Genomic DNA, 25,684 nt, shown 5'->3' with positions numbered 1-25,684 from the left:
GTCCGCCCTCACAGCGTGTCGGCGCCCGGTCGGTTAGCGTGGCTGCCGCCCCTTCCCGTCCCCGGAGGCAACCCCACTCGTGGCCAATCCCTATCTGCAGGTCCTCCGGACGCCGCATGCCCTGCCGATGGTGCTGGCGGCGTTCGTCGGCCGGCTCCCCCTGTCGATGGTCGGGCTGGGCTCGGTGCTCCTGGTGGCCTCCGAGACCGGCTCCTACGGCCTCGGCGGGGCGGTCGCCGCGGTGGGGGCGGTGACGACGGCGATCGCCGGGCCCCTGCTGGGCCGGTGGGCCGACACCCACGGTCAGCGCCGGGTGCTGCTGCCGGTGCTGGCGGTCTTCGTCGCCTCCGGGTTCGTCTTCCTGTTCTCGGTCCGCGAGGCCTGGCCGCTGTGGATCGTCTTCGCCTCGGCCGGGCTGGCCGGAGCCTGCATCCCGCCGGTGTCGTCGATGATCCGCGTCCGGTGGACCCACCTGCTGCGGGGCAGCCACCGGCTGCACACGGCGCTGTCGATGGAGTCCGTCGTCGACGAGTTCGTGTTCATCATCGGCCCGGTGCTGGTGACGTTCCTCTCCACCACCGGGCACGCCACCTCGGGCGTGGTCACGGCGTTCACCCTCGCCACCGTGGGCAGCCTGCTGTTCGCCGCCCAGCGCCGCACCGAACCCGAGCCGCACGGGCACGCCAGCCGGCAGGGCCCCTCGGCGATCCGCACCACCGGCCTGCGGGTGCTGTTCGTCGTCGGCGCCGCGGTGGGCGCGATCCTCGGGACCCTCGAGATCGCGCTGGTCGCCTTCGCCGACGAGCAGGGCTACATGGCGCTGTCAGGCGTCCTGATCGCCGGCCTCGCGGTCGGGTCGATGGCCAGCGGCATCGGCTGGGGGATGGTCCACTGGCGCATCCCGCTGCGCCTCCGCCTGGCCGTCGCGCTCGCGGTCCTCACCCTGCTCACCGTGCCGCTGACGCTGGTCCGCGACGTCTGGCTCATGGTGCCGTTCGTGATCGTGGCCGGGATCGCCGTCTCGCCGTCGCTGATCAGCTCCTTCACGCTGGCCGAGCTGCTGGTGCCGCGGGCGTCGGTCACCGAGGCGTTCACCTGGATCGGCACGGCACTGGGCCTCGGCGTCGCCGTGGGCGCGTCGGTGGCGGGCAAGCTCGTGGACGTCGCCGGGGCCAACACCGCCTTCCTGGTGTCCACGGTGGCGGCCGCGATCGCCGCCGTCGTCGTCGCGGCGTTCCAGCGGTTGCTGCACGTGCCCGCCGAGCACGCCGCCGAGCCGGCACTGGCCGGCTGAGCCGGCCGTGACCCGGCCCCGGCCGGCCGCGGGAGGGGGCCGGCGCCTCGGGGTCGCCCCCGAGCGGCTCGGCCGCTGGCTCGACGGCGTCGCGTCCCGGCACGGCGCCTTCACCGACGTGGTCCCGGCCGGCGACGGGCTGCGGATCACCTGCGCCGACACCACCACGGTCGTGCTGCGGGCGCCGTTCGGCTGGGCGCCCGCCCCGCCACTGATCGGGGAGTTCACGGCCGCCGCCGGCCGGCCGCGCCGCGCCGCGGTGCTGCTGGTCCGCCGCGGCCGGTGGGCCGTCGGGGTGTTCGACGGCCCGGAGCTCGTGGTCTCGAAGGTCGACGCCCGGCAGGTGCAGGGCCGGACGGCGGCCGGTGGCTGGTCGCAGCAGCGGTTCGCCCGCCGCCGCGGGAACCAGACCGACGCCGTCGTCGAGCACGCGATCGGGACGGCCGCGCGGGTCCTGCTGCCGCACGCCGGCGAGCTCGCCGGGCTCTTCACCGGCGGTGACCGCGGGCTGGTCGACGACGTGCTCGCCGATCCCCGGCTCCGTCCGCTGGCGGCCGCCCGCCGCGAGCCGGCGCTGGACGTCGGGGACCCGACGAAGGCCGTCCTGCTGGAGACGCCGAGGCAGTTCCGCGCGGTCGACGTGCACATCGTGGAGCCGCAGGACCGCTCCTGACGTCGTCGTCCGGCCGGCTCCGGTCAGCGGGGCGACGGCGCCCGGCCGCGGTGTCGCCCGGAGGACGACGGCGTCACGGCGTGATGACCAGGCGGATGGGGTCGCCCTCCTTGCGGGCCAGCCGCTCGACGCCGTCGGCGGCCTCGGTCAGCGGCAGGGTGCCGGAGATCGACCGGGAGAGGTCGAGCCGGTGGTGCCGGACGAGGGAGACCAGCTCCTCCACGTGCCCGGGCTCGGAGCCGTAGTGGCCGAGGATCCGCTGCCCGAAGTAGCTGAACTGGGTGCCGTTGCGGATCGACAGCGGCTGGTCGGTGAGGCCGACGAGCACCAGCGCCCCGTCCCGCTCCAGGCAGCGCACCGCCTGCTCGCGGACCGGGGCGACGCCGGCGAAGTCGAACGCGTACGCCAGCCCGGCGCCCCCGGTGAGCTCCCGGACGCGCGCGGCGATGTCCTCGGCCGGGTCGAGGGCCAGGTCGGCGCCGAAGTCCAGCGCGCGCTGCCGGGCGGCCGGCACCGGGTCGACGGCGACGATCGGGGCGGCCCCGGCCAGGCGCAGCAGCTGCACCGCGTGCGCCCCCAGTCCGCCGATGCCCCACACGCCGACCGGCTGGGCGGCGCGCACCTGGGCGGTCCGCACGATCGAGGCCCACGGCGTCGACACCGCGTCGGGCACGATGCACGCCTGCTCGAACGGGAGGTCGTCGGGGATCGGGACGACCGTGTCCGCGGTGGCCAGGGCGTACTGCGCCCAGCCGCCGTCGTAGTCCACCCCGCGGGTGTGCACCCAGCCGTCCTTCTCCTCGCCGGCCTGCAGCAGCACCCGCTGGCCCAGCGTCCGGCCGGTGACGCCGTCGCCCAGCTCGGCCACGGTGCCCGCGACCTCGTGGCCGAGGGTCACCTCGTCGCCGGCCAGGAACAGCGGGGAGAGCTGCCCCTCGATCAGGTGCACGTCGGAGAGGCAGATGCCCGCGGCGGCCACCGCGATCACCACCTCACCCGGCCCCGGCACCGGCTTCGGCACCTCCTTCACCACGAACTCGCGGGTCCGCACGTTCAGCCGGCCGGCCAGCATCGAGTCAGTCATGGTCCGTTCCTACCGAGCCGGCCCGCGCGGCACACCACCGGTGCCCGTGCCCGAGCGGTCCCCCGGGGCCGCGGGCCGTGGCGCCCGGCGGCGGATGGGGCGGGCGGGGCTCCCGGGACCGTCCCGGTCGCGCCTTCGCCGGAACCGTGGTCGGAACCCGAGATCATCCCCGCTGAGCTGGTCGCCGAAGCCGGGAGGGAAGGTCATGCAGTCGCGCAGGGGAACGGGCCGCACGCTGCTGTCCCTGGTCGGGGCCGTGCTGCTGGCCGGCGTCCTGCTGGCCGGGCTGCTCCTGCCCTGGGTCGGTGGCCCGGCGCTGGGCGCCCAGAGCTCGTCGGCGCTGCTCGGCGAGCCCGCGGAGGAGCTGACCATCGGCCCGCCCCGCCGCAACACCGTGATGCTCGCGGCCGACGGTGAGCCGATCACGCACTTCTACGCCGAGAACCGGGCGCCGGTCGAGGCCGACCAGATGGCCGAGGTCGTGCGGCAGGCCCTCATCGCGATCGAGGACGCGCGGTTCTACGACCACGGCGGCCTCGACGTGCAGGGCACCGTCCGTGCGCTGGTCACCAACCTCGCCGCGGGGGAGATCGAGGAGGGCGGCTCCACGCTCACCCAGCAGCTGGTCAAGCAGACCCTGCTGCAGGCCGCCCGGACGCAGGCCGAGCGGGACGCCGCCGTCGAGAAGACGGTCGCCCGCAAGCTGCGCGAGGCGCGCCTGGCGCTGGCGCTGGAGGCCACCCACTCCAAGGACGAGCTGCTCACGCGGTACCTCAACATCGTCTACTTCGGGCGCAACGCCTACGGGGTCCAGCCCGCGGCCCAGGCGTTCTTCGGGGTCGATGCGGCGGCCCTCACCCTGCCGCAGGCGGCGATGCTGGCCGGGCTGGTGCAGAACCCGTCCGACCACGATCCGTTCGTCAACCCCGAGGGTGCCACGATCCGTCGCAACCAGGTGCTGGCCCGCATGGCCGACCAGGGGTACATCACCCCCGAGCAGCAGGCCACGGCATCGGCCGAGCCCCTCGGGCTGGCCCCCGGGGCGGCCCCCGCCCGCGGCTGCGCCGAGGCGACCGTCGGCGCCTACGTCTGCGACTTCGTGCAGCGCTACCTGATCGGGGAGCTCGGCCTCACCCAGGAGGACCTGGACCGCAACGGCTACGTCATCCAGACCACGCTGGACCCGGAGCTGCAGCGCTCCGGTGACGCCGCGGTGCTGGCGACCGAGCCCCTCGACAGCTCGCTGGCGGCGACGTTCACGGCGGTCGAGCCGGGCACCGGGCACCTGCTGGCGATGAGCGTGAACCGGGTCTTCGGCTACGACGAGAACGACCGGACCCAGGAGTCGGTCAACCTCAACGCCGCGCCCAGCCGCGGTGCCGGGTCGACGTACAAGGTCTTCGTCGCGGCGGCCGCGCTGGCCCGGGGGTACTCGACCGAGTACACCCTCACCGCCCCGAGCCCGTACCACTCCCGCGTCTACCGGGACCAGGGCGGCCCGTACGACGTCCGGAACTCCGGGACCTACCGCGCGACCCTGGACCTGACCACGGCGCTGTACCAGTCGTCCAACACCTACTTCCTGGCCCTCGAGGACGCCCTGGGCAGCATCGAGGAGCCGGTGCGCATCGCCGAGCGGATGGGCCTGTACGAGCACGGCCCCGCCGGGCTGGCCGAGAAGACGATCGAGCAGAACAACGGCTCGTTCGCCTTCGGCCCCGAGGCCACCAGCCCGCTGGGGCTGGCCGGTGCCTACTCGACGCTGGCCGCGAGCGGGACGCAGTGCGACGTCGTCCCGGTCACCGCGCTGCTCGACCGCTCCGGGGAGCCGGTCCTCGACGACGACGGCGAGCCGCTGGTCGGCGGGGACCGGTGCACCTCCGACGCCATCCCGGCCGGGGTCGCGAACACCCTCAACCAGATGCTGCGCAAGGACGTCGAACCCGGCTACGCCGGGCAGACCGGCCGGCGCGCCTACGTCCCCGGCCACCAGATCGCCGGCAAGACCGGCACCACCCAGGAGAACGTCTCGGTCGCCTTCGTCGGCTACACCCCGGAGATCGCGGCGAGCGTCATGGTCTTCAACCCCACGGAGAAGGAGGACGTCGGCGGCTTCGGCGGCGGCAAGGGCGCCACCATCTGGCACGACGCGATGGCGCCGATCCTCACGGCCCGCGGCAGCAGCGACTTCCCGCCGGCCGACCCGGCCGTGGTCCGGGGCAACACGATCCGGGTGCCGAGCTGCTCGGACCCGTTCGACTGCCAGGACGCGCTGCGGCGGGCCGGCCTCGTCGACTGGGTCATCCGGGTGGACAGCGACCTGGCGCCGGGGGAGCTGGTGGGCACGAGCCCGCCGGCGGGAGGCCGCGCCGTCCGCGGCCAGGTGGTCGCCATCCTGGTCAGCAACGGCTCGCGCCACGTCCCGCCGCCGCCACCCCCTCCGCTGCCTCCGCCGCCCGTTCCCCAGCCGCCGCCGGCGCCCGTTCCCGAGCCGCCGGCCCCGCCGGCACCGCCGGCACCGGACACAGTTCCGGACGGCGGCACGGAGCCGCCGGACTCACCGGACGTGGTCGAGACCCGGTCCTGGCGCGACCGGCTGCCCTCCTGACCGCCGGGCGGGCCCGGGCCGCCGGCCGAGCAGGTCGTCCAGCGACTCCGTCGCCAGCCAGCCGCACAGCACGACGAGGTGCAGCAGGAACAGCCAGAGGCCGAGCGCGACCACCCCGCCGACGACGTCGAGCCCGCCGAACGGTGCACCGAGGTCCAGCGGGAGGGAGAGGAACAGCACGAAGCCCTGGAGGAAGCCCGACAGGCAGGCGGCGGTGAAGAGCGCGCCCGCGGCCAGGGCCGGCCAGCGGACCCGGCCGCCGCCCACCACCTGGAACCCCCACGCGAGCGGGACGGTGAGGGCCGCGAGGACCGCGTAGAACCCCACCGCGACCTGCCCCAGCGTGGCGGCGACGCCACCTCGGTCGGCGAGGTCGGCCATGAGCGAGGCGACCAGCAGGAGCGGGTACAGCAGCGCCGGCGCGAGGACGAGGAGGGGAAGGGTCGCCAGCCGGCCGCGCCAGCCGGTCATCCCCTCCTTCCGGGCACTGAACCGCATGAGCGCGCGGCGCAGGCCCTCGCCGTAGAGCGACATCGGGAGCAGGGCCAGCAGCGCCCCGATCGGATCCAGGTCCACGCCGGCGTCCACCAGGCGCGCGACGGCGGCCGGCGCGCCGAGGTCACCGGGCAGCAGGTCGGCCAGCCGGGCCCCCAGGTCGTGCACGCGGCCGGCGGAGGTGAGCCAGGTCGTCAGGCCGAACGCCAGCACGAGCAGGGGCACCACCGCGATCCCGGCGTAGAAGGTCAGGCCGGCGGCGATCAGCGCCAGGTCCCGGCCCCGCAGCCGGGTGCGTACGCCGGAGGTGACGCCGGTCAGCAGGGCACGCGGCCACGGCCGGGTGCCGAACGGGAGCATCCCTCCGTAGTGGTCCTCGCGTGGGGTGCCGAAACGGGGCCGGCGCACCGTCCGCACGCCCGCCGCCGCGTGCGGGGCGCCGGCCGGGAGATGACGGATCGCAGACCGGCGGTGCCGCGCAACGTGACGAGGCGCGCAGCCGTCCAGGTCGGGAAATGTGGCCCAGGGATTGTCACGGTCCGGTCACGGCCCTACGGTGGGTCCGTCCGCCGGGGCCCCACGTCACTGCTTGAGTGACACCCCGCCGGGCGCCGTCGAGCCGGTCATCCACAATTGTGGGTGCGCGGGCCGGGGACCCACCGCAGCACTGGGGTGTAGCGCGGGCGGCCATGTGCCGTCGCGCCGGGCGAACTCCCGCTCGAACCCGTCAGCTAACCCGGTAGGCGGCTCGTGGATGAGATCGGAGAGCCGCCGCACCATGGCGACCCCCCTGCGCACGCCCGCCCGCCGCCGCACCGTCCGGGCCGGTCTGGCCCTCGCCGGCACGGTCGGGCTCCTGCTGACCGCGGTTCCCGCGTCCGCGGACCCCGGAGACCCGAGCACCTCGGCGGAGGCCGCCCAGCTGATCGCCGAGCGCGGCCACGAGCTCGAGATCATCACCGAGCAGTTCAACGAGGCGCGCGATGCGCTCGACGCCCAGCAGGCCGCCGCGGAGGCCGCGGCCGCTCAGCTGGAGCAGGCCACCGCCGCCCTGGCCGCCGCGCAGGAGGCGGTACGGGGCGTCGCGCGCAGCGCGTTCACCGGCGAGAGCCTCGGGTCGCTGCAGGCCCTCATGACCAGCGAGTCGGCCGACGAGTTCGTCAGCCGCGTCGCCACGCTGCAGGCGATCGCCGGCCACCAGAACGGCGTCCTCGACCACGCCGCGGAGGCCAACGTCGCCGCCGCACAGGCGCAGGCCGCCGCCGAGACGACCGCCGCGGACGCGCAGGCCGCCTACGACGCCGTCGCCGCGCAGCAGGCCGACCTGGAGCGGCAGGTCGCCGACTACCAGGCCCAGTACGAGCGGCTCAGCGCCGCGGAGCAGCAGGCGGCCGCAGCGGCCGCCGCGGCCGCCCACGCCACCGCGCACGCCGCCGAGGTGGCGGAGGAGCGCAGCGCCGCGCCGGAGCGGGCCAGCCGTACCGAGCGGACCGCCCCCGCGCCCGGCGCCGCGCCGCCGGCGCCGGTCGTCGCGAACGGTTCGGCCGCGCAGATCGCCGTCGACACGGCCATGGCCCAGCGCGGCAAGCCGTACGTGTGGGCCGCGTCGGGGCCGGGCTCCTTCGACTGCTCGGGACTCACCAGCTACGCGTACCGGGCGGCCGGCATCAGCCTTCCGCGCGCCAGCCGCAACCAGGCGGCCACCGGCCAGCCGGTGTCCCGCGCCGAGGCCCGCCCCGGCGACCTGGTGTCCTTCTACAGCCCGGTGAGCCACATCGGCATCTACATCGGCAACGGCCAGATGGTGCACGCGCCGACGTCCGGTGACGTCGTGAAGGTGGCGAGCGTCGACTCCATGGGCGCCACCCCCAAGTTCAACCGCGTCGCGAGCTGACGGCTCAGCTGCGGGGCCGGGTCAGGGCGGGAACGCCGCCCGACCCGGCCCGGTCACCTGCTGGAGCAGCCCCCAGACGAACGCCGCACGGACGCCGCCGGGCAGGTGTACCTCCCAGCGGGTGACCACCCGGGGATCGACCCCGCGTGCACCCGGCAGGCCGACGACGTCGTCGAGCACGTGCTCCCAGACGAGCAGCCGGCCGGCCGACGCCGCGGGGACGCGGGACCCCGGCGCCCGGACCAGGTGCTCGTTCAGCACCGATCCACCCGGGCCCGTGAGCATCTCCCACCACAGGTGCGGCCACAGCGGCAACGGCCAGCGGCGGACCTGGACGTCGAGGTCGCCGAAGCGCCGGTCCTCCAGCTCCTCCGGTGGGCCGAGGACCGCCACGCGCAGCGCCAGCCCGCGAGGGGCCCGGGGGGAGTGCTGCAGCGCCTGCCAGCGGGTGTGCGCGGCGTGCGCCTCGGCCCGGGTGGCGCCGAGCCGCGGGAGCGCCGCGGCCGTGAGGTCGGGACGGACGTCGGCCATCCGGCGCAGCAGCACCAGGCAGAACTCCCGCCGGGCCAGTCCGCGCACGTGCCCGACCCTGCCACGCCGCCGGCTGCCGCGAAGGTCACACCCGCGACGGGGACCCGGTCGCGCCCCGGGGCGTTGAGGATCGGGAACCCCCACCGACCGGAGGACGTCCGTTGAACCCCCGCACCGCCGCCACCGCCTTCCGCATCGTCGCCGTCGCCGAGGCGCTGTCCTGGATCGGCCTGCTGGCCGGGATGTTCGTCAAGCGGGTGCTCGAGGCCTCAGAGGTCGGCGTCCAGGTCTTCGGCCCGATCCACGGCGGGATCTTCGTGCTCTACCTCGTGGTCGCGCTCGTCGCCGCCCGCGTGCTGGGCTGGTCGCGGGGCACCACGGTGCTCGCGCTGGCCGCCTCGGTCCCGCCGCTGGCCACGGTCTGGTTCGAACGGCGGGCCACCCGCTCCGGTGAGCTGCCCACGCGCGAGGCCCTGACCGCCTGACCCGCCGGGCGGGGCGGCTCGCTACGGTCGCCGTCATGCCCGAGGCCGTCCTCCCCAGCACCGCCCGCCTCCTGCTGGCGCGGACCGCTCGCGTCCAGCGCGAGGGGCGGGCCCCCGGCCTGGTCGCCGGGGTGGTCCGCGACGGCGGCCTGGTGTGGTCGACCGGCCGGGGCGACGTGCCCGGGCCGCACACCGACGTCCAGTACCGGCTGGGGTCCATCAGCAAGAGCGTGACGGCGGTGGTGGTCCTGCGCCTGCGCGACGAGGGGCGCCTGCACCTCGACGACCCGCTGGACCGGCACCTGCCGGGGACACCGTTCGGCGACCGGACGGTCGGGCAGCTGCTGTCGCACCTCGCCGGTGCGTCGGCCGAGAGCCCAGGCGGCTGGTGGGAGCGGACCCCGGGCGGCTCGCTCGACGAGCTGGGGCTGGGGGACACCGATGTCGTCCTCGGCGCCGCCCGCCGGTTCCACTACTCCAATCTCGGCTTCGGCCTGCTCGGGGAGCTGGTGGCCCGCCTGCGGGGCACCTCCTGGGACGACGCGGTGCGGGCGGAGGTGCTCGCGCCGCTCGGCATGGACCGGACGACGCCGCGACCGGTGGCCCCCGCCGCCGAGGGCCGCGCGGTGCACCCGTGGGCCGACGTCGTGCTCCCCGAGCCCGAGCACCACGCCGGCGTGATGGCCGCCGCCGGTCAGCTGTGGGCCACGCTGGCAGATCTCGGGCGGTTCGCGGCCTTCCTGCTCGGCGACACCGCCGACGTCCTCGACCCGGCCACGCTCGAGGAGATGACCGTGCCCGCCGGGGTGGACTCGTCGGCGCCGGGCTGGTCGGGGTACGGCCTGGGCCTGCAGGTGGTGCGGGTGGACGGCCGGACGCTCGTCGGGCACGGCGGGTCGATGCCGGGTTTCCTCGCCGGGGTCTTCGTCGACCGGGACGAGCAGGCCGGCGCGGTCTCGCTGGCCAACACCACCAGCGGCCTGGACCCGCTGGTCTTCGGGCTGCTGGCCGACCTGCGGGCCGCCGAGCCGCGGATCGTCGAGCCGTGGGCGCCCTCGCCGTCACCGGTGCCGCTGGAGAGCCTCGGCGTCTGGTTCTGGGGGCCGGCGCCGTACGCGCTCCGGGCGGTGGGCGGCGGGCTGCTGCACCTCGGCCCGCTGCCCGGCCGGCCGGGGCGGGCGAGCCGGTTCGCCCGCGGCGCCGACGGCAGGTGGGTGGGCCTGGACGGCTACTTCGCCGGCGAGACGCTGCGCATCGCCGCCGACCACCTGGACCTGGACACCTTCGTCTTCACCCGCAGGCCCTACGACCCCGCGGCTCCCGTGCCCGGCGGCGTGGACGAGCGCGGCTGGCGCTGCTGAAGGACCGTCCGGCTCACCCCGCGCCACGATCAGCTCACCCGGGCTCAGGGGGTCGTTGCAACTCCCTGAGCCCGGGGGTGGGCGTGGCGGTGACGCGGGAGAAGGAGCGGCGGTTCTGGCGGGCGGTGGTGAGGCGGGGTGCCTCGACCGCTGCAGCCGCCGCTGAGGCCCGGGTGGATCAGGTCGTGGCGCGGCGATGGTTCCGTGAGTGTGGCGGGGTGGCACCTGTAGACCTGAGCGAGCCGAGCGGCCGGTTGTTGTCGTTGTCCGAGCGGGAAGAGATCTCGCGGGGCCTGGCCGCCGGGTGCAGCCAGGCCGAGATCGCCCGTCGGATCGGCCGTGATCGGTCCACGATCAGCCGCGAGCTGCGCCGCAACCGGCCGCCGGGGCGCAAGCCGTATCGGGCAGTCCATGCTCAGCGGGCTGCCGAGGCGCGGGCTCGGCGACCCAAGCGGCGCAAGCTGGAGCACGAGCCGCTGCGGGTGGCGGTGCAGGCCGATCTGTCCAGGAAGTGGTCCCCGGAGGAGATCGCCGCCCGACTGCGGCGGCGGTTCCCCGACGATGAGGCGATGGAGGCCTCTCACGAGACGATCTACCGGGCGCTCTACGTCCAAGGCCGCGGTGAACTACGTCGGGAGCTGGCTAGCTGCCTGCGCACCGGCCGGGCGATCCGCAAGCCGCGCAAGCGGGTCGATGGCCGCGCCGATCCCGACCGGCGTATTCCGGACAAGGTCATGATCAGCGAACGGCCGGCCGAGGTCGCCGACCGGGCGGTTCCTGGGCATTGGGAGGGCGACCTCATCCTGGGCAAGAACAACCGCTCCGCGATCGGCACGCTGGTCGAGCGTTCCACCCGCTTCTGCATGCTGCTGCACCTGCCGGGCGGGCCCGGGGACCCGATCGCCGTCCGCGATCAGATCGTGGCCACCATCGGCACCTTGCCCGCATTCCTACGGCGCTCCCTGACCTGGGACCAAGGCCTGGAGATGCGCCGGCACACCGAGATCATCCTCGCCGCCGACCTGCCGGTCTACTTCTGCGACCCGCGCTCACCCTGGCAGCGAGGCACCAACGAGAACACCAACGGGCTGCTGCGCCAGTACTTCCCCAAAGGCACCGACCTCTCAGTCCATGACCCCGAGGCACTGACCTTCGTCGCCAACGAACTCAATGGCCGCCCCCGCAAAACACTCGGCTGGGACACCCCCGCCGAAGCCATGGCCGCCCTACTCTCCAGTGATCAATCAACCGGTGTTGCGACCACTCCTTGAATCCACCTCACCTGATCATGCTGCGTCCTCCCTCACGGTGGGCGGTGAGGGAGGACGCTCGATGATCAGGTCGGCTGATCGTCGCGCGGAGCGCGGGCGGGATCAGCCGGTGGGGTAGAGGCCCGCCGCGTACTGCTCGGCGTAGTACCGCTCGAGGTCCTCGAGCCGTTCGTGCCGGCGTTCGAGGGCGTGCGCGATGCGGGCCCGCGGCGGAACGGCGTCGGGCCGCCAGCTCTCGGCGTCCCACAGCTGCGACCGCAGGAAGGCCTTGCCGCAGTGGTGGAAGACCTGGTCGATCTCCACGACGACGGCCAGGACGGGACGGTGGCCCTTGACCACCATGCGGTCCAGCAGGTCGGGGTCGGTGGTGAGCCGGGCCCGGCCGTTGATGCGCAGCGTGTCGGTGCGGCCGGGCAGCAGGTAGATCAGCCCGACGTGCGGATTGGCCAGGATGTTGCGGTACCCGTCGGCCCGCCGGTTGCCGGCCCGCTCCGGCAGGGCGATCGTCCGCTCGTCGAGCACCAGGGTGAACCCGGGCGGATCACCCTTCGGCGAGACGTCGCAGCTGCCGTCCGCGGCACTGGTCGCGACCAGGCAGAACGGGGAGGCGGCCAGCCAGGTCCGGTCGACGTCGGCGAGCGCCGTCCGCTCCTTGGCCAGGGCCGCCGGGGCGGGTTCGCCGAGCAGGGCCCGGAGCTCGTCCTCGCTGGTGATCTCGTGCACGCTGGGCATCCTGCCCTGCCGGGCCGGGCTCAGGGGCGGTCGAACGCGTCCATCGTGGTCTTGACGACGGCGCCGTAGACGACGTGCGGCACCAGGTCGCTGAGCCAGTCGGTGGCCGACCACGTGCGGGGGTCGGTCACGCCGAGCGCCGTCATCGGCCCGTTGGCCGCGACGAGCACGCCGAGGGTGGTCAGCAGGGTGCCCACGAGCGGCTGCGCCCGGAAGCCCGAGGCCCGCACCAGGCCCACGGTGACGCCGACGCCGACGCCGGCCAGCAGCCCGGTCATCGGGCCGAGCCCCTGCAGCCGGTTCTGCCGCGTCTCGTCGTCCCCGGGGATCTGCACGTGGGCCTTGTCGGCGAGCTTCTCCACCGTCTTCTCCGGGGTGGAACTGCTGCCGCGGCCGCGCACCACCATGTCCAGGTAGGTGACCGCGTTGAGCGCCGTCGTGCCCGCCGCACCGGCGGCCGCGCCCCGCAGCGCCCACCCCAGCGTGCTGATCCCTCGCCTGCCCTTGCCGATCGTCCCGACCGAGGTCCGTTTCGCCATCTGCCCGCCGTACCCGGCGGCGGGCCGGGTCACCCGTCCCGCGAGGCTCCGTCGCCGGTCGGCGCCGCTCCTGACCGCTCTGCCTCTCCTGGTGGGTGGCCCGCGGCCAGCCGGAGCAGCGGCACCGTCCGGCGGTCGACGAAGCGGCGCATGGCCAGCGCGGTGTCGACCCGCTGCACCCCGCCGATGGCGAGCACGGCCTCGGTGATCCGCCACAGGTGGTCGGCGTCGGTGGCCGCCACGTGCACGAGCAGGTCGGTGGCTCCGGACAGGCCCGTCACCTCGAGCACCTCGGGCAGGTCGGCCAGCGCGGAGCTGACCTCGGCGAGCCCGCGCTGGGCGACCTGCACCGACATGTAGGCGCCCAGGTGGTGGCCCAGTGACTCCGGGCGCACCCGCTGGTCCAGCGGGGCCAGGACACCGTTGCCCTCCAGGCGGGCCAGCCGCGTCTGCACCGTGTTGCGGGCCAGCCCCAGCCGCTGCGACAGGGCCATCACGCTCGCCCGGGGGTCCTCGGTCAGCGCCAGGAGCAGCCGCGCGTCGGTGGCATCGATCTCGGACACGTTGCGCAGTCTGACAGGTGGCGGCCGGAATCGGCTCGCTTTCTGCGCAGTTGACGAAGAACCCGATGTGCAGATCGCACTCGACAAGGGCTGGTCTCCGCCGCCCGGCCGTGCCAGGATGGATGTGAGCGTCGCCACACCCGGCGGTGCGGAACGTCCAGCACCACCGCCACCCCGGTGACCCCGGCCGCGGTGGCCGACGACGAGGAGCGCGACCCGTGACAGCGTTGCCCGAGACCACGGAGATGGTCGATCCCGTCCCGGGGGCCGCCGCGCCCCACCTGCCGCAGCGGGCCGAGCTGGTCCAGCTCCTCACGCCGGAGGGTGACCGGGTCGAGCACCCCGACTACTCCCTGGACATCGGCGAGCAGGAGCTCCGCGAGCTCTACCGCGACCTGGTGCTGGTCCGCCGGTGGGACGTCGAGGCCACCGCGCTGCAGCGCCAGGGCCAGCTGGGCATCTGGGCCTCGCTGCTGGGCCAGGAGGCCGCCCAGATCGGCGCCGGCCGCGCGATGGCCGAGTCGGACATGGCGTTCCCCACCTACCGGGAGCACGGCGTCGCCTGGACCCGCGGCGTCGACCCGCTGCACGTGATCAGCCTCTTCCGCGGCGTCGACAACGGCGGCTGGGACCCGGTGGCCACCGGGTTCAACCTCTACACCGTGGTGATCGGCGCGCAGACGCTGCACGCCACCGGCTACGCCATGGGGCTGCAGCGCGACGGCGCGGAGAGCGCGGCGCTGGCTTTCCTGGGCGACGGCGCGACCAGCCAGGGCGAGGTCAACGAGGCGATGATCTGGGCGGCCAGCTTCTCCGCCCCCGTCGTCTTCTTCTGCCAGAACAACCAGTACGCGATCAGCGTCCCGCTGGAGCGGCAGTCGCGGGTGCCGCTGTACCAGCGGGCCGCCGGCTTCGGCTTCCCCGGCGTCCGGGTCGACGGCAACGACGTCCTCGCCGTCCTCGCCGTGACCCGGTCGGCGCTCGCGGCCGCCCGGGAGGGCCAGGGCCCGACGTTCATCGAGGCCTTCACCTACCGCATGGGGGCGCACACCACCTCCGACGACCCCACCCGCTACCGGCTGGCCAGCGAGCTGGAGGAGTGGAAGCTGCGCGACCCGATCGCCCGGCTCAAGGCCCACCTCTCGCGCAGCTCGATCGCCGACGCCGCGTTCTTCCAGGGTGTCGAGGCCGAGGCCGACGAGCTGGCCGACCGCATCCGCAGCGGCACCGTCGACATGCCCGCCCCGGCACCGACGGAGATGTTCGACCACGTCTACGCCGAGCAGACCCCGCAGCTGGCGCAGCAGCGGGCCGACTTCGTCGCCTACCAGGCGTCGTTCGAGGGGGGCGAGCACTGATGGGCCAGATGCTCACGATCGGCAAGGCGCTCAACCTCGGCCTGCGCAAGGCGATGGAGGACGACGCGAAGGTGGTCCTCATGGGCGAGGACATCGGCAAGCTCGGCGGGGTCTTCCGGATCACCGACGGCCTGCAGAAGGACTTCGGCGAGGCCCGCGTCGTCGACACGCCGCTGGCCGAGGCCGGCATCCTCGGCACCGCCGTCGGCCTGGCCATGCGCGGCTACCGGCCGGTCTGCGAGATCCAGTTCGACGGCTTCGTCTTCCCCGCCTACAACCAGATCGTCACCCAGGTCGCCAAGATCCACGCCCGCTCGAAGGGCAAGCTGCCGATGCCGATCGTCATCCGCATCCCGTTCGGCGGCGGCATCGGCGCGGTCGAGCACCACAGCGAGAGCCCCGAGGCCTACTTCGCGCACACCGCCGGCCTCAAGGTGGTCGCCGTCAGCAACCCGGTGGACGCCTACTGGGGCATCCAGCAGGCCATCGCCCACCCCGACCCGATCGTCTTCCTCGAGCCCAAGCGCCGCTACTGGGAGAAGGCGGAGGTCGACGTCGACGCGACGCCCGACCCGCTCTTCGCCTCCCGCGTGGTCCACGGCGGGGACGACGTCACCGTGCTGGCCTACGGGCCGATGGTGAAGACCGCCCTGCAGGCCGCGGAGGCCGCGGCGGAGGAGGGCCGGTCGCTGGAGGTCGTCGACCTGCGGACGGTGTCGCCGCTGGATCTGGAGCCGGTGTTCGAGTCGGTGCGCCGGACCGGCCGCTGCATCGTCGTCCACGAGGCGCCGGTGACCCTCGGCCTCGGCGCCGAGATCGCCGCCCGGGTGACCGAGACCTGCTTCCACTCCCTGGAGGCGCCGGTGCTGCGGGTGGGCGGGTACGACACCCCCTACCCGCCGTCGAAGCTCGAGGAGGAGTACCTCCCCGACCTCGACCGGGTGCTGGACGCCGTCGACCGCGCGATGGGGTTCTGAGCCATGACGCAGACGTCCACGCTCCGTCAGTTCCCGCTGCCCGACGTCGGTGAGGGCCTCACCGAGGGCGAGATCCTGCAGTGGCTGGTCGCCGTCGGTGACACGGTCACCGTCAACCAGCCGCTGTGCGAGATCGAGACGGCGAAGGCTGCCGTGGAGCTGCCCTCGCCCTGGGCCGGCACGGTGACCGAGCTGCTGCACGAGGCCGGCACGATGGTCGACGTCGGGACGCCGATCATCACCATCGACGTGGGCGGTGGCGGCGCCGCGCCGGAGCCCGAGACCTCCGCAGAACCGGCGGCCGATGCCGAGCCCGCCGACGGCCTGATCGGCGGCTCCGCTCCCGGCGGCCGGACGGCGGTGCTCGTCGGCTACGGCCCGCGCACCACCGAGGCCCGGCGCCGACCGCGGCGGTCGGGTGCCGGGGCCGCGGCCCGCGCCACCGAGCTGCCCGGCGCCGACTACGGCTCGGGCGGCACCGACCGCCCACCGCCGCCGTCCGACGACGGCCCGCCGCTGCTGGCGACCGCTCCGGACATGCGCAGCAAGCCGGTCCGGCACGGGGGCCTGGAGGTGGGCCGGCAGGCGGAGGCCGCGGCGCGCCGCGAGGACGCCGCGACGGCGCAGGGAGCCCAGCCCGGACGCCGGGGGCCACGTCCGCTCGCCAAGCCACCGGTGCGGAAGTACGCCAAGGACCTCGGGGTCGACCTGACCACGGTCACCGGTTCGGGCACCGACGGGTGCATCACCCGGGCCGACGTCGACGCCGCCGTCGCCGCCCGCACGGCTCCGGCGGACACGGGCGAGGGCGTCGTCACCGGGGGGGAGCGGATCCCGATCAAGGGGGTGCGCAAGGCGACCGCGGCCGCGATGGTCGCCAGCGCCTTCACCGCGCCGCACGTCACCGAGTTCCTGACCGTCGACGTCACGCGGATGATGAAGCTACGCGCCCGGCTGGCCGCCCGGCCGGAGCTCGCCGACCTGAAGGTGAGCCCGCTGCTGTTCGTGGCCAAGGCGGTGCTGCTGGCCGCGAAGCGCCACCCGATGGTGAACAGCTCGTGGGACGAGGCGGCGCAGGAGATCGTCGTCCACGGCCAGGTCAACCTGGGCATCGCCGCGGCCACCCCGCGGGGCCTGATCGTGCCGAACATCAAGGACGCCGGCCGGCTGACCCTGCCCGAGCTGGCCGCGGCCCTCGGGGAACTGACCGAGACCGCCCGCGCCGGGCGCACCGCGCCGGCCGACATGAGCGGGGGCACCCTCACCATCACCAACGTCGGCGTCTTCGGCGTCGACACCGGGACGCCGATCCTCAACCCGGGGGAGTCGGCGATCCTGGCCTTCGGCGCGGTGCGGGAGATGCCGTGGGTGCACAAGGGGAAGATCCGCGTCCGGCAGGTCACCCAGCTGGCGCTCTCGTTCGACCACCGCATCGTCGACGGCGAGCTGGGGTCGCGGTTCCTGGCCGACGTCGGCGCGCTGCTGCACGACCCGGGGAGCGCCCTGGCGTTCTGACGGGGCGGTCACCGCTCCCCCTAGCCTGGGCCGCGTGACCGACCTCGACCGGCTGCTGGACTTCGCCGCCCGCTCGCGGCTGCCCGACGGCTTCGGCTACCTGGGCTCCGACGGCCGGGTGCTGCCCGGCCGGCCGCAGGAGACGTGGATCGTCGCCCGGATGACGCACGTGTTCGGGCTGGCCCACCTGCTGGGCCGGCCGGGGGCGGGCGAACTGGTCCGTCACGGCGTCGACGCACTGCGGACCGGACCCCTGCACGACGGCGAGCACGGCGGCTGGCGGTCGGCGACCGACGACGACACCAAGGCCGCCTACGTGCACGCCTTCGTCGTCCTGGCCGGCGCGACCGCGACCGTGGCCGGCGTCGAGGGCGGGCGGGCGCTGCTCGAGGAGGCCCTCGCCGTCTGGCAACGGGACTTCTGGGACGAGGACGCCGGGCTCGCGGTCGAGGAGTGGGACCGGGCCTGGACCCGGCTGTCGGACTACCGGGGTGCGAACGCCAACATGCACGGCGTCGAGGCCACCCTGGCCGCGGCGGACGCCGTGGGCGACCCGGCGCTGGCGGCCCGGCTCCGAGGGCAGGCCCTGCGCAGCGCCGGGCGGGTCGTCCACGGCTGGGCGCGGGACCGCGACTGGCGGCTGCCCGAGCACTTCACGGCCGCCTGGGAGCCGCTGCCCGAGTACAACCGCGACCGCCCGGCCGACCCGTTCCGGCCGTACGGCGTGACGGTCGGGCACCAGTTCGAGTGGGCGCGGCTGTGCCTGCACCTTCGGGCCACCCTGGCCGATCCGCCCGGCTGGCTGCTGGAGGACGCGGTCGCGCTGTTCGACGCGGCCACCGACCGGGGCTGGGCCGCCGACGGGGAGGACGGGTTCCCGTACACCCTCGACTGGGCCGACCGGCCCGTCGTCGGTGCGCGCATGCACTGGGCGCTCTGCGAGGCGGTCGCGGCCGCGACCGTGCTGGCCGAGGTCACGGGAGCGCGCCGCTACCGGGAGCTGGCCGACCGCTGGCGGGCGCACGGGGAGGCGCGGTTCGCCGATCCCGCGACGGGCAGCTGGCACCACGAGCTGACGCCGGGCGGAGAGCCCGCCTCCGGCACCTGGGCCGGGCAGCCGGATGCCTACCACCTGGCGCAGATGCTGCTGCTCGACGGCCGGCCGGTGCGGGGGAGCCTGGCCGCCGCGCTTCGTTGAGCTGCCGGTTCCCACGTGTCGGGTCTCGTGTCCCCGGGTAGCTGGTGCACGACCGAACAAGCGACACGAGGAGCTGAGAACGTGGCCAGCGTGCAGGAAGCCATCGACGTCGACGTCCCGATCCGGGTCGCCTACGACCAGTGGACCCAGTTCGAGTCGTTCCCCCAGTTCATGGGCGGGGTCGAGCGCATCACGCAGCTCGATGCCACCCACACCCACTGGGTCACCAACATCGACGGTGTGAAGCGGGAGTTCGACGCGGAGATCACCGAGCAGCACCCCGAGGAGCGGGTGGCCTGGACCAGCACGAGCGGTGAGGCCAAGCACGCCGGGGTGGTCACCTTCCACCGGCTGGACGACGCCAAGACCCGCGTGATGATCCAGATCGACTGGGAGCCCGAGGGCCTGGTCGAGAAGGCGGGCGCGGCGCTCGGCTTCGACGACCGCCAGGTGAAGGCCGACGCGAAGAAGTTCAAGGAGTTCATCGAGAGCCGCGGCACCGAGACCGGTGCCTGGCGCGGGGACGTGCCGCGCCCGAGCTGACGCGATCCCGGACCGCCGACGGCGCCCGCCCCTCCGGGGGCGGGCGCCGTCGTCCGTCCGGGGCCGGTGCCGATGGGGCGCCGAACATGGCCGGGTGACGACTCTCACCCGAACTGGTGACCAATCCTCGGTCATGTCTCAGGTTCGCCGACGTTTCGTCGGATTATCGTGGTGCCTGCCTGCGTTACTACGGCTGCAGGCGATCAACTCCGACGAAAGAGGCACCACATCATGAGCAGCGTGACGACCAGCTGGCGGCGGCGTCGGCAGGTGGCGCGTACCCGGCGGGCGCTCGACCGGGCCCTCGCTCGCACCAGTAGCCCGGCCATGCGCGACGAGCTCCTGACCTTGGCGAACAGCAGCGACGTCCTCGGCCGCTGAGTCTGCGGTCGCTCCGAGCGGCCCGCGACATCCCGACCCCGGTCTCCGTGAGACCGGGGTCGCATGCGTTCGGGGGACAGGAGATGCCGCACTGACGAAAAGCTGTCACTCTGTAGCGGTGCGCGCACCATCCGTGTCGAGTGGGTGCCGCACCCGATTCGTCCCCGCGCGGCGGCAGTGCACTCGGGCTGCCGCGACGGGTGCAGGGGAGACGTGATGATGCAGCCCGCCGACGGGCGCGAGACCTCCGGTGCCACCACCGGGGGACTGCTGCGCTACGTCCGCAGCCGGGGCGGCGACCACGCCGTCGCCCAGGTGCTGGCGCAGGCCGGCATCAGCGCCACACCGGCCGAGCTCGACGACCAGTCCCGCTGGTGGAGCTACGACACCCGGATCGCCCTGTTCGCCGCCGCGACCGAGGTCCTCGACGACCCCCGCACCATGTTCGACGTCGGCCGGGCCGTGCTGCAGACCGGCCTGGCCCACTCGCTGGTCATCCTCCTGCGCGCCATGGGCACGCCACGCCAGGTCTTCCGCCAGCTGCCCCGCGCCGTCCAGAAGTTCAGCAGCACCTCGACGATGGAGGTCCTCGAGGCGGCCTCCACGTCGGCGACGGTCCGCTACCGGCTGCACGACGGGTACCGGCACTCCCGGCTCGACTGCGACTACACCCAGGGGCTGCTCAGCACCGTCCCGCAGATCTTCACCCTCCCGCCGGCCCGGGTGGTCCACGAGGAGTGCCAGTCCGACGGGTACGAGGCGTGCATCTACCACGTGACCTGGAACCGCCGGTCGCGACTGCCGTGGCGCCGCCGTGGCACGCCGGCCGTCGACCCCGAGCTGCACGCCCTCCGGGGGCAGCTGCAGATCCTCCAGTCGGCCGCCGGCGACCTCGTCGCCAGCGACGACGTCGACACGGTCCTCGAGCGCATCGTGTCCCGGGCCGCCGAGGCCGTGCTGGCGCCGGCCTACCTGCTCGCCGTCCACGCTCCCGGAGGCGGCGCCCCGCTGGTGCACGGTTCGGGGCTGCCGCCGGAGCGGATCCCCGAGCTGGCCGCCGCCCTGCTCGACGGCGGTGACCTCGGGCCGGGCGCCGTCGTCGTGGACGTGGCCTCGGCCCGCCGGTCGCACGGCCGGCTGGCCGCCCTCTACCGCGCCGGGGACGGCGCCATGGGTGAGGAGGCGGCCATGCTGTCGGCCTACGCCGGGCACGCCGCCGCCGCGCTGGACCTCATCATCGCGCTGGAGGAGGCGCGCACCGAGGCCGAGCGCGCCGGCGCCCTGCTGGCACTGGCGCACGAGCTCGCCGCCACGACCGATGCGGCGGAGGTGGCGGAGCTGGTCACCGAGGCCCTGCCGCGGGTCGTCGGCTGCACCACCGCAGGCATCCTGCTGTGGGACGCGACCACCGGAACCCTGCGCTCGCACTCGTCGGTGAGGCTGGGCGGGGCCGCGCACGACCTGCTGCAGGCCACGGCGCTGCGGGCCGAGGACGTCCCCGAGCTGGTGGGGATGCTGACCAGCCGGGAGCCGCAGGTCGTGCGGACCGCGACCAGCAGTCCGGTCATGCGGCAGCTGCTCGAGGGGGTGGGTACCACCGACGCCGTCGCCGTCCCCCTGCTCGCCGACGGCGTCTTCCTCGGCGTGGCCACCGCCGGCTGGCGCCGGGGCGAGGCCCCCGTGCACCTCGAGGGCGAGGTCCTCACCCGGCTGCGCGGGATCGGCGACCAGGCGACGACCGCACTGCAGAAGGCCCGCCTGCTCCAGACGGTGCGGCACCAGGCCACGCACGACGCGCTCACCGGGCTGCCGAACCGGGTCCTCTTCCTGGAACGGCTCACCGCCGCGATCGCGGCGGCCCACCGGCGCACCCACCTCGCCGTGCTCTTCTGCGACCTCGACCGCTTCAAGCAGGTCAACGACACCCTCGGGCACGCGGCCGGGGACGAGCTGCTGCGGCAGGTGGCCGCCCGGCTGCGTGCCGTCGTGCGGCCCGGGGACACCGTGGGCCGGCTCAGCGGCGACGAGTTCGCCGTCATCCTCCCCGGTCTCCCTGACGCCGCCGACGCCGACGGCCTCGCCGCGCGCGTCGTGGACTGCTTCACCGAGCCCTTCCGGCTCGAGGGCACCGACGTGGCGGTGGGCACCAGCGTCGGGGTCGCCGTGCACCGCGCCGGCTGCGACACCGCCCAGCAGCTGCTGCGGGAGGCCGATGCCGCGATGTACCGCCACAAGCACGCGAGCCGCCCGACCTCGGCACGCGGCTGACCCGGGCCCGTCTCACCCGAACCGGTCGGTTCCGCTCAAGCTGTCCACAGGTCCGACCGATGCTCGCACGGTGGGTACAGGAGCGCCGGGCGGCAGCGGCATGACCGCACCCCCGCCGGAGGAGGCGCGCGAGACGTCGGGCGCGACCACCTCCGGCGTGCTCCGGTACGTCCGCCGCCACGGCGGGGACGACGCCGTCGCGGCGGTCCTCCGCGGGGCGGGGCTGTCCTCCCGCGCGGACGAGCTGGCCGACCAGTCCCGCTGGTGGAGCTACGACACCCGCATCAGGCTGTTCCGGTCGACGATCGACGTGCTCGACGACCCGGACGCCATGTTCCGCATCGGTGCGTCAGCGGTGGAGAGCGGCCTTGCCCACTCGCTGCTCCTGGTGCTGCGCGCGCTCGGTACGCCGCGCCAGGTCTTCCGGACCCTGCCGCGCACCACCGCCAAGTTCACCACGGTCTCCACCATGGAGGTGGTGGAGACGACGCCGACGTCGGCGACCATGGCCCTGCGGCTGGCCGAGGGCTACCCCCACTCCGTGCTCGACTGCGAGTACGCCCGCGGCCTGGCGGTCACGGTGCCCACCATCTTCGGCCTCCCGCCCGGCGTCATCGCCACCGCGCAGTGCCAGGCCGACGGCAGCCGGGTCTGCACCTACCGCGTGGTCTGGGAGCGCCGGTCCCGCCTGCCCCGGCGGCGCCGCGACCGGGGGGCCGCCGATACGGAGCTCGCCGCGCTGCGCGGTCAGCTGCGCACCCTGCAGTCCGCGGCCGGCGAGCTGGTCGCCAGCGACGACCTCGACTCCGTGCTCCACCGCATCGTCGCCCGCGCCGGTGAGGCGGTCCTCGCGCCGGCCCACCTGCTCGCCGTCGCCGCCCCCGACGGCGGGCCGCCGCTGGTCCACGGGGCGGGCGTCCCCGCGGACGACCTGGACGACCTGGCCGACCGGCTCCTGGCCGGTGAGGACCTGGGCCCCACGGCCGTCGTGGTGGAGGTGGCCTCCGCGCGCCGCCGGCACGGCCGGCTGGCCGCGATCTATCCGTCGGGCGAGGGCTCGACGGTCGACGAGCACACCATGCTCGCCGCGTACGCCGGCCACGCCGCGGCCGCTCTGGACCTGCTCTTCGCGCTCCAGGACGCGCGGCGGCAGGCCGACCGGGCGGGTGCGCTGCTCGCCCTCGCGCACCAGCTGGCCGGGGCCTCCGACCCGACGGCCGTCAGCGCCATCGTCTCCGCGGCGCTGCCCCGGGTGATCGGCTGCAGCAGCGCCTCGGTGATGCTCTGGGACCCGACCCGGGGCCAGCTCCAGGGCCGGTCCTCGATCGGCACGGGGGTGGCGCGGGACCTGTTCCTCAACACCCCGCTGCACCCCGAGGACACCCCCGAGCTGGTGGGGATGCTCACCGACCGGGAACCGCGCATCATCCGCGCCGCCGACAGCAGCCCGGCCCTGCGGCAGCTCATGGCCGCCATCGACGTGTCGGACGTGGTCGCCGTGCCGCTGCTGGCCGGCAGCACCTTCCTGGGGGTGGCGACGGCCAGCTGGGAGGCCGGCCGCGCGCCGGCGGAGCTCGACGGCGACGTCCTCGCCCGGCTGCGCGGCGTCGGCGACCAGGCCTCCACCGCGCTGCAGAAGGCCCGTCTGCTCGAGACCGTGCGGCACCAGGCCACCCACGACGCGCTGACCGGCCTGCCCAACCGCGTGCTGTTCCTGGAGCGGCTCCAGGCCACGCTCGCCGACGCCGGCCAGGACGGCCGCCCGGGCGTGCTGTTCTGCGATCTCGACGGATTCAAGCAGGTCAACGACACCCTCGGGCACGCGGCCGGCGACGAGCTGCTGCGGCAGGTGGCCGCCCGGCTGCGCGCCGTCGTGCGCCCCGGGGACACCGTGGGCCGGCTCAGCGGCGACGAGTTCGCCGTCGTGCTCCCCGACCTGGCCGACGACGACGACGCGCGCCACCTGGCCGACCGGGTCACCGGCTGCTTCGCCGAGCCGTTCCGGCTGGACGGCACCCCCGTGCCGGTCGGCACGAGCGTCGGCGTGGCCGTGCTGGGCGCCGACCGCGACCGCACCGCCGACGAGCTGCTCCGCGAGGCGGACGCGGCGATGTACCGGCACAAGCAGCTCCGGCGCGCCGTGGCAGCCGCCGGCCGGTGACCCCGCGGGGTCAGTCGCGCAGCCGCGCCCGGAGAGCCGCCTGCTCGTCGGCGCCGAAGCCGTGCGCGTCGAGCCAGCCGCTCGCGCCGCCGAACCGCTCGTCGAGCAGGGTGAGCACCCGGTCCATCGTCTCCGCGCGCGGGGTGTGGCTGGAGACGTCACGGGTGACCATGTCGTCGGCGTACGTCGGGGACGCGGCCAGCTTGGCGACCAGCGCGTCGATGATCTCCGCCGTGAGGGCGTAGTCGGCCACGATCTCGTCGTGCGGCACGCCGGCGACCGCGAGCGCCAGGGCGCAGACGACGCCGGTGCGGTCCTTGCCCGCCGCGCAGTGCACCACCGACGCCCCGTCCTGGGCCTGGGTCAGCGCCCGCAGCGCGCCGACCACGTTGTCCGAGCGCTGCCCGAGGTACCCGAGGTAGGACCGCACGGCCGGCGGCTCGCCCTCGTCGTGGGCGGCGACCTGCCGGGGCAGCAGCGACTCCGCCCACCCGGCCGGGAGGTCGAGCCGCACGTCCTCCTCCTCCACCGCGAACACGTCGGTGTGGTGGCCCCGCTCGGGCAGCAGCGTGAAGTGCTGGTGGGTCACCTCGGGAACGGCGCGCAGCGGCCCGCGGCCCTCCAGCAGGATCTCCGCCGTGGTGCGCAGGTCGATCACCTGGCGCAGGCCGATCTCACCGACCAGCCGCCGCACGTCGGCGTCGCTGAGCGTCTGGAGGTTGTCGCTGCGCAGGATCCGCCCGGGCGCCGTCCGCCCGCCGTCGGTGGTCGGCAGCCCGCCGAGGTCCCGCATGTTCGTGGTGCCGTCGAGCCGGATCCAGCGGCCGGTGTGCGTGGAGGTCACGGCTGCGACGGTACGGCGTCGGCGGGAGCGTCAGCGAGCAGCCGCTCGCACACCGACACCAGCCGTCGCCGCAGCGCCGCCCCCCGTTCGGCGAACGTCCGCTGCGCGGCCACGTACTGCGCCTTCCCCTCCGGCGTCTCGATCGCGACCGGCTCGTACCCGTGGTCGCGCAGGTCGTACGGGGAGGCCCGCATGTCCAGCTCGCGGATCTCCACGGCGAGTTGGAAGCAGTCGGCGACCAGCTCGCCCGGCGTCGCCGGGCTGAGCTTGTAGGCCCACTTGTAGAGGTCCATGCCGGCGTGCAGGCACCCCGGCTGCTCGAGCTCGACCTGGGTCGCGCGGGTGGGCTGCAGGCGGTTGCGGCCGACGGCGGGCGCGGTGAAGAAGCGGAAGGCGTCGAAGTGGCTGCACCGGATGGGGTGCGCCTCGACGACGGCGTCCGTGCCCTGCTGCCCGAGGCGGAGCGGGACCGGGTGCCGCGTCCCGGTGTCGCGGTACACCATCGCCCACTCGTGCAGACCGAAGCAGCCGCTGAAGGCCGGGCGCGAGGCCGTGGCGGCGAGCAGCCTGCGGACGAAGCGCAGGGTGTCGCCGCGGTCGGCGGCGAAGGCGTCGACGTCCAGGCGCACCCGGCCGCCGTCGGACGCGTACCAGCGCCAGCCGGCATGCGGTGCGGGACCGGCCAGCGCCACGTCCGGGCCGGGATGCCAGCGGCGCAGCCGGCCGGGCGTCTCGGAGTAGTAGGTGAACAGGAAGTCCAGGACGGGATGCGTCTCGCCCCGGCGGCGGCGGTCACGGTGGGGAGCCACCCACCGGTCGACACGTGCCTCGTGGGCGGTGGCCCGCGCCCGCCACTCCTCCGCCGGCAGGACCGACGGCTGAGCGAGGACCGGCTGCACCCGTCCAGAT

At 74.8% G+C, this 25,684-nt stretch carries 23 protein-coding genes and 1 riboswitch; of the genes, 15 read left to right on the top strand and 8 right to left on the bottom strand.

Annotation, left to right across the window (positions count from 1 at the left end):
* Nucleotides 1-79: 79 nt before the first annotated feature.
* Both ABDB74_RS19495 and ABDB74_RS19490 read left to right on the top strand, forming a co-directional pair.
* On the top strand, nt 80-1,294 hold the full coding sequence (locus tag ABDB74_RS19495) for an MFS transporter (RefSeq protein ID WP_346620489.1): 1,215 nt from the start codon (nt 80-82) through the stop codon (nt 1,292-1,294).
* Nucleotides 1,295-1,301: 7 nt separating this feature from the next.
* Nucleotides 1,302-1,967 carry an acVLRF1 family peptidyl-tRNA hydrolase gene (locus tag ABDB74_RS19490; RefSeq protein WP_346620487.1) on the top strand — a complete coding sequence of 222 codons (666 nt, stop codon included), beginning with the start codon at nt 1,302-1,304 and terminating at the stop codon, nt 1,965-1,967.
* A 73-nt stretch (nt 1,968-2,040) separates the two neighbouring features.
* Here the strand turns inward: ABDB74_RS19490 and ABDB74_RS19485 are convergent, their stop codons facing one another.
* Nucleotides 2,041-3,051, bottom strand: coding sequence for a zinc-binding dehydrogenase (locus ABDB74_RS19485; protein ID WP_346620485.1), 1,011 nt, complete (start codon nt 3,049-3,051; stop codon nt 2,041-2,043).
* Nucleotides 3,052-3,256: 205 nt separating this feature from the next.
* Between ABDB74_RS19485 and ABDB74_RS19480 the strand changes: the two genes are divergently transcribed.
* Entirely contained in the window at nt 3,257-5,659 is a 2,403-nt protein-coding gene (locus ABDB74_RS19480; RefSeq protein WP_346620484.1) for a transglycosylase domain-containing protein, read from the top strand.
* Here ABDB74_RS19480 and ABDB74_RS19475 read toward each other — a convergent pair.
* Nucleotides 5,609-6,562 carry a YhjD/YihY/BrkB family envelope integrity protein gene (locus ABDB74_RS19475; RefSeq protein ID WP_346620482.1) on the bottom strand — a complete coding sequence of 318 codons (954 nt, stop codon included), beginning with the start codon at nt 6,560-6,562 and terminating at the stop codon, nt 5,609-5,611. The two genes, ABDB74_RS19480 and ABDB74_RS19475, sit on opposite strands and share 51 nt — an antisense overlap.
* A gap of 194 nt (nt 6,563-6,756) precedes the next feature.
* A riboswitch (cyclic di-AMP (ydaO/yuaA leader) is annotated at nt 6,757-6,915 on the top strand.
* A 17-nt stretch (nt 6,916-6,932) separates the two neighbouring features.
* Here ABDB74_RS19475 and ABDB74_RS19470 point away from each other — a divergent pair.
* Nucleotides 6,933-8,048, top strand: coding sequence for a C40 family peptidase (locus ABDB74_RS19470; RefSeq protein WP_346620480.1), 1,116 nt, complete (start codon nt 6,933-6,935; stop codon nt 8,046-8,048).
* 21 nt (nt 8,049-8,069) lie between these two features.
* Here ABDB74_RS19470 and ABDB74_RS19465 read toward each other — a convergent pair whose 3' ends face one another.
* On the bottom strand, nt 8,070-8,627 hold the full coding sequence (locus tag ABDB74_RS19465) for a hypothetical protein (RefSeq protein WP_346620479.1): 558 nt from the start codon (nt 8,625-8,627) through the stop codon (nt 8,070-8,072).
* Between the two features lie 113 nt (nt 8,628-8,740).
* On the opposite strand from ABDB74_RS19465, the gene ABDB74_RS19460 reads away from it, so the two are divergent.
* From ABDB74_RS19460 to ABDB74_RS19450, 3 genes are all read left to right on the top strand, one after another.
* Nucleotides 8,741-9,064, top strand: coding sequence for a DUF3817 domain-containing protein (locus tag ABDB74_RS19460; RefSeq protein WP_346620478.1), 324 nt, complete (start codon nt 8,741-8,743; stop codon nt 9,062-9,064).
* A gap of 35 nt (nt 9,065-9,099) precedes the next feature.
* Nucleotides 9,100-10,425: a serine hydrolase domain-containing protein gene (locus ABDB74_RS19455; RefSeq protein ID WP_346620477.1), complete on the top strand. Its 1,326-nt coding sequence runs from the start codon at nt 9,100-9,102 to the stop codon at nt 10,423-10,425.
* 65 nt (nt 10,426-10,490) lie between these two features.
* Nucleotides 10,491-11,696 (top strand): IS30 family transposase, encoded by a 1,206-nt coding sequence (locus ABDB74_RS19450; protein ID WP_346623922.1) that lies wholly within the window; start codon nt 10,491-10,493, stop codon nt 11,694-11,696.
* Between the two features lie 102 nt (nt 11,697-11,798).
* On the opposite strand, the gene ABDB74_RS19445 is transcribed toward ABDB74_RS19450, so the two are convergent.
* Genes ABDB74_RS19445 through ABDB74_RS19435 form a run of 3 tightly spaced genes read right to left on the bottom strand, consistent with a single transcriptional unit; the run spans nt 11,799 to nt 13,530 of the window.
* Complete coding sequence (locus ABDB74_RS19445) at nt 11,799-12,419, bottom strand: pyridoxamine 5'-phosphate oxidase family protein (RefSeq protein WP_346620475.1); 621 nt, start codon at nt 12,417-12,419, stop codon at nt 11,799-11,801.
* A gap of 29 nt (nt 12,420-12,448) precedes the next feature.
* Entirely contained in the window at nt 12,449-13,000 is a 552-nt protein-coding gene (locus ABDB74_RS19440) for a hypothetical protein (protein WP_346620474.1), read from the bottom strand.
* The gene (locus ABDB74_RS19435; protein ID WP_346620473.1) at nt 12,997-13,530 is read right to left on the bottom strand and encodes an Lrp/AsnC family transcriptional regulator; all 534 of its coding nucleotides are present in this window, start codon (nt 13,528-13,530) and stop codon (nt 12,997-12,999) included. Before ABDB74_RS19435 ends, ABDB74_RS19440 begins: the two co-directional genes overlap by 4 nt.
* A 218-nt stretch (nt 13,531-13,748) precedes the next feature.
* Here ABDB74_RS19435 and pdhA point away from each other — a divergent pair, with 218 nt between their 5' ends.
* From pdhA to ABDB74_RS19395, 8 genes are all read left to right on the top strand, one after another.
* On the top strand, nt 13,749-14,888 hold the full coding sequence (gene pdhA / locus ABDB74_RS19430; protein ID WP_346620472.1) for a pyruvate dehydrogenase (acetyl-transferring) E1 component subunit alpha: 1,140 nt from the start codon (nt 13,749-13,751) through the stop codon (nt 14,886-14,888).
* Nucleotides 14,888-15,865 carry an alpha-ketoacid dehydrogenase subunit beta gene (locus tag ABDB74_RS19425; protein WP_346620470.1) on the top strand — a complete coding sequence of 326 codons (978 nt, stop codon included), beginning with the start codon at nt 14,888-14,890 and terminating at the stop codon, nt 15,863-15,865. The genes pdhA and ABDB74_RS19425 overlap by 1 nt, the downstream gene beginning before the upstream one ends.
* A 3-nt stretch (nt 15,866-15,868) precedes the next feature.
* Nucleotides 15,869-17,380: a dihydrolipoamide acetyltransferase family protein gene (locus ABDB74_RS19420; protein ID WP_346620468.1), complete on the top strand. Its 1,512-nt coding sequence runs from the start codon at nt 15,869-15,871 to the stop codon at nt 17,378-17,380.
* A gap of 34 nt (nt 17,381-17,414) precedes the next feature.
* Nucleotides 17,415-18,578, top strand: a complete 1,164-nt coding sequence (locus tag ABDB74_RS19415) for an AGE family epimerase/isomerase (protein ID WP_346620466.1) — start codon at nt 17,415-17,417, stop codon at nt 18,576-18,578.
* A gap of 81 nt (nt 18,579-18,659) precedes the next feature.
* Nucleotides 18,660-19,121, top strand: coding sequence for an SRPBCC family protein (locus ABDB74_RS19410; RefSeq protein ID WP_346620465.1), 462 nt, complete (start codon nt 18,660-18,662; stop codon nt 19,119-19,121).
* A gap of 231 nt (nt 19,122-19,352) precedes the next feature.
* Entirely contained in the window at nt 19,353-19,502 is a 150-nt protein-coding gene (locus ABDB74_RS19405; RefSeq protein WP_346620463.1) for a hypothetical protein, read from the top strand.
* Nucleotides 19,503-19,718: 216 nt separating this feature from the next.
* Nucleotides 19,719-21,770 carry a diguanylate cyclase domain-containing protein gene (locus ABDB74_RS19400; protein ID WP_346620462.1) on the top strand — a complete coding sequence of 684 codons (2,052 nt, stop codon included), beginning with the start codon at nt 19,719-19,721 and terminating at the stop codon, nt 21,768-21,770.
* Nucleotides 21,771-21,870: 100 nt separating this feature from the next.
* Complete coding sequence (locus tag ABDB74_RS19395; protein WP_346620460.1) at nt 21,871-23,931, top strand: GGDEF domain-containing protein; 2,061 nt, start codon at nt 21,871-21,873, stop codon at nt 23,929-23,931.
* A 10-nt stretch (nt 23,932-23,941) separates the two neighbouring features.
* Here the strand turns inward: ABDB74_RS19395 and ABDB74_RS19390 are convergent, their stop codons facing one another.
* Both ABDB74_RS19390 and ABDB74_RS19385 read right to left on the bottom strand, forming a co-directional pair.
* Entirely contained in the window at nt 23,942-24,775 is an 834-nt protein-coding gene (locus ABDB74_RS19390) for a tyrosine-protein phosphatase (RefSeq protein ID WP_346620459.1), read from the bottom strand.
* Nucleotides 24,772-25,674 carry a 3-methyladenine DNA glycosylase gene (locus tag ABDB74_RS19385; protein ID WP_346620458.1) on the bottom strand — a complete coding sequence of 301 codons (903 nt, stop codon included), beginning with the start codon at nt 25,672-25,674 and terminating at the stop codon, nt 24,772-24,774. Before ABDB74_RS19385 ends, ABDB74_RS19390 begins: the two co-directional genes overlap by 4 nt.
* Nucleotides 25,675-25,684 lie beyond the last annotated feature (10 nt).

Source organism: Blastococcus sp. HT6-4 (genome assembly GCF_039679125.1).
Taxonomy (GTDB): domain Bacteria; phylum Actinomycetota; class Actinomycetes; order Mycobacteriales; family Geodermatophilaceae; genus Blastococcus; species Blastococcus montanus.
This window is presented reverse-complemented; position numbering and strand designations above follow the sequence as displayed.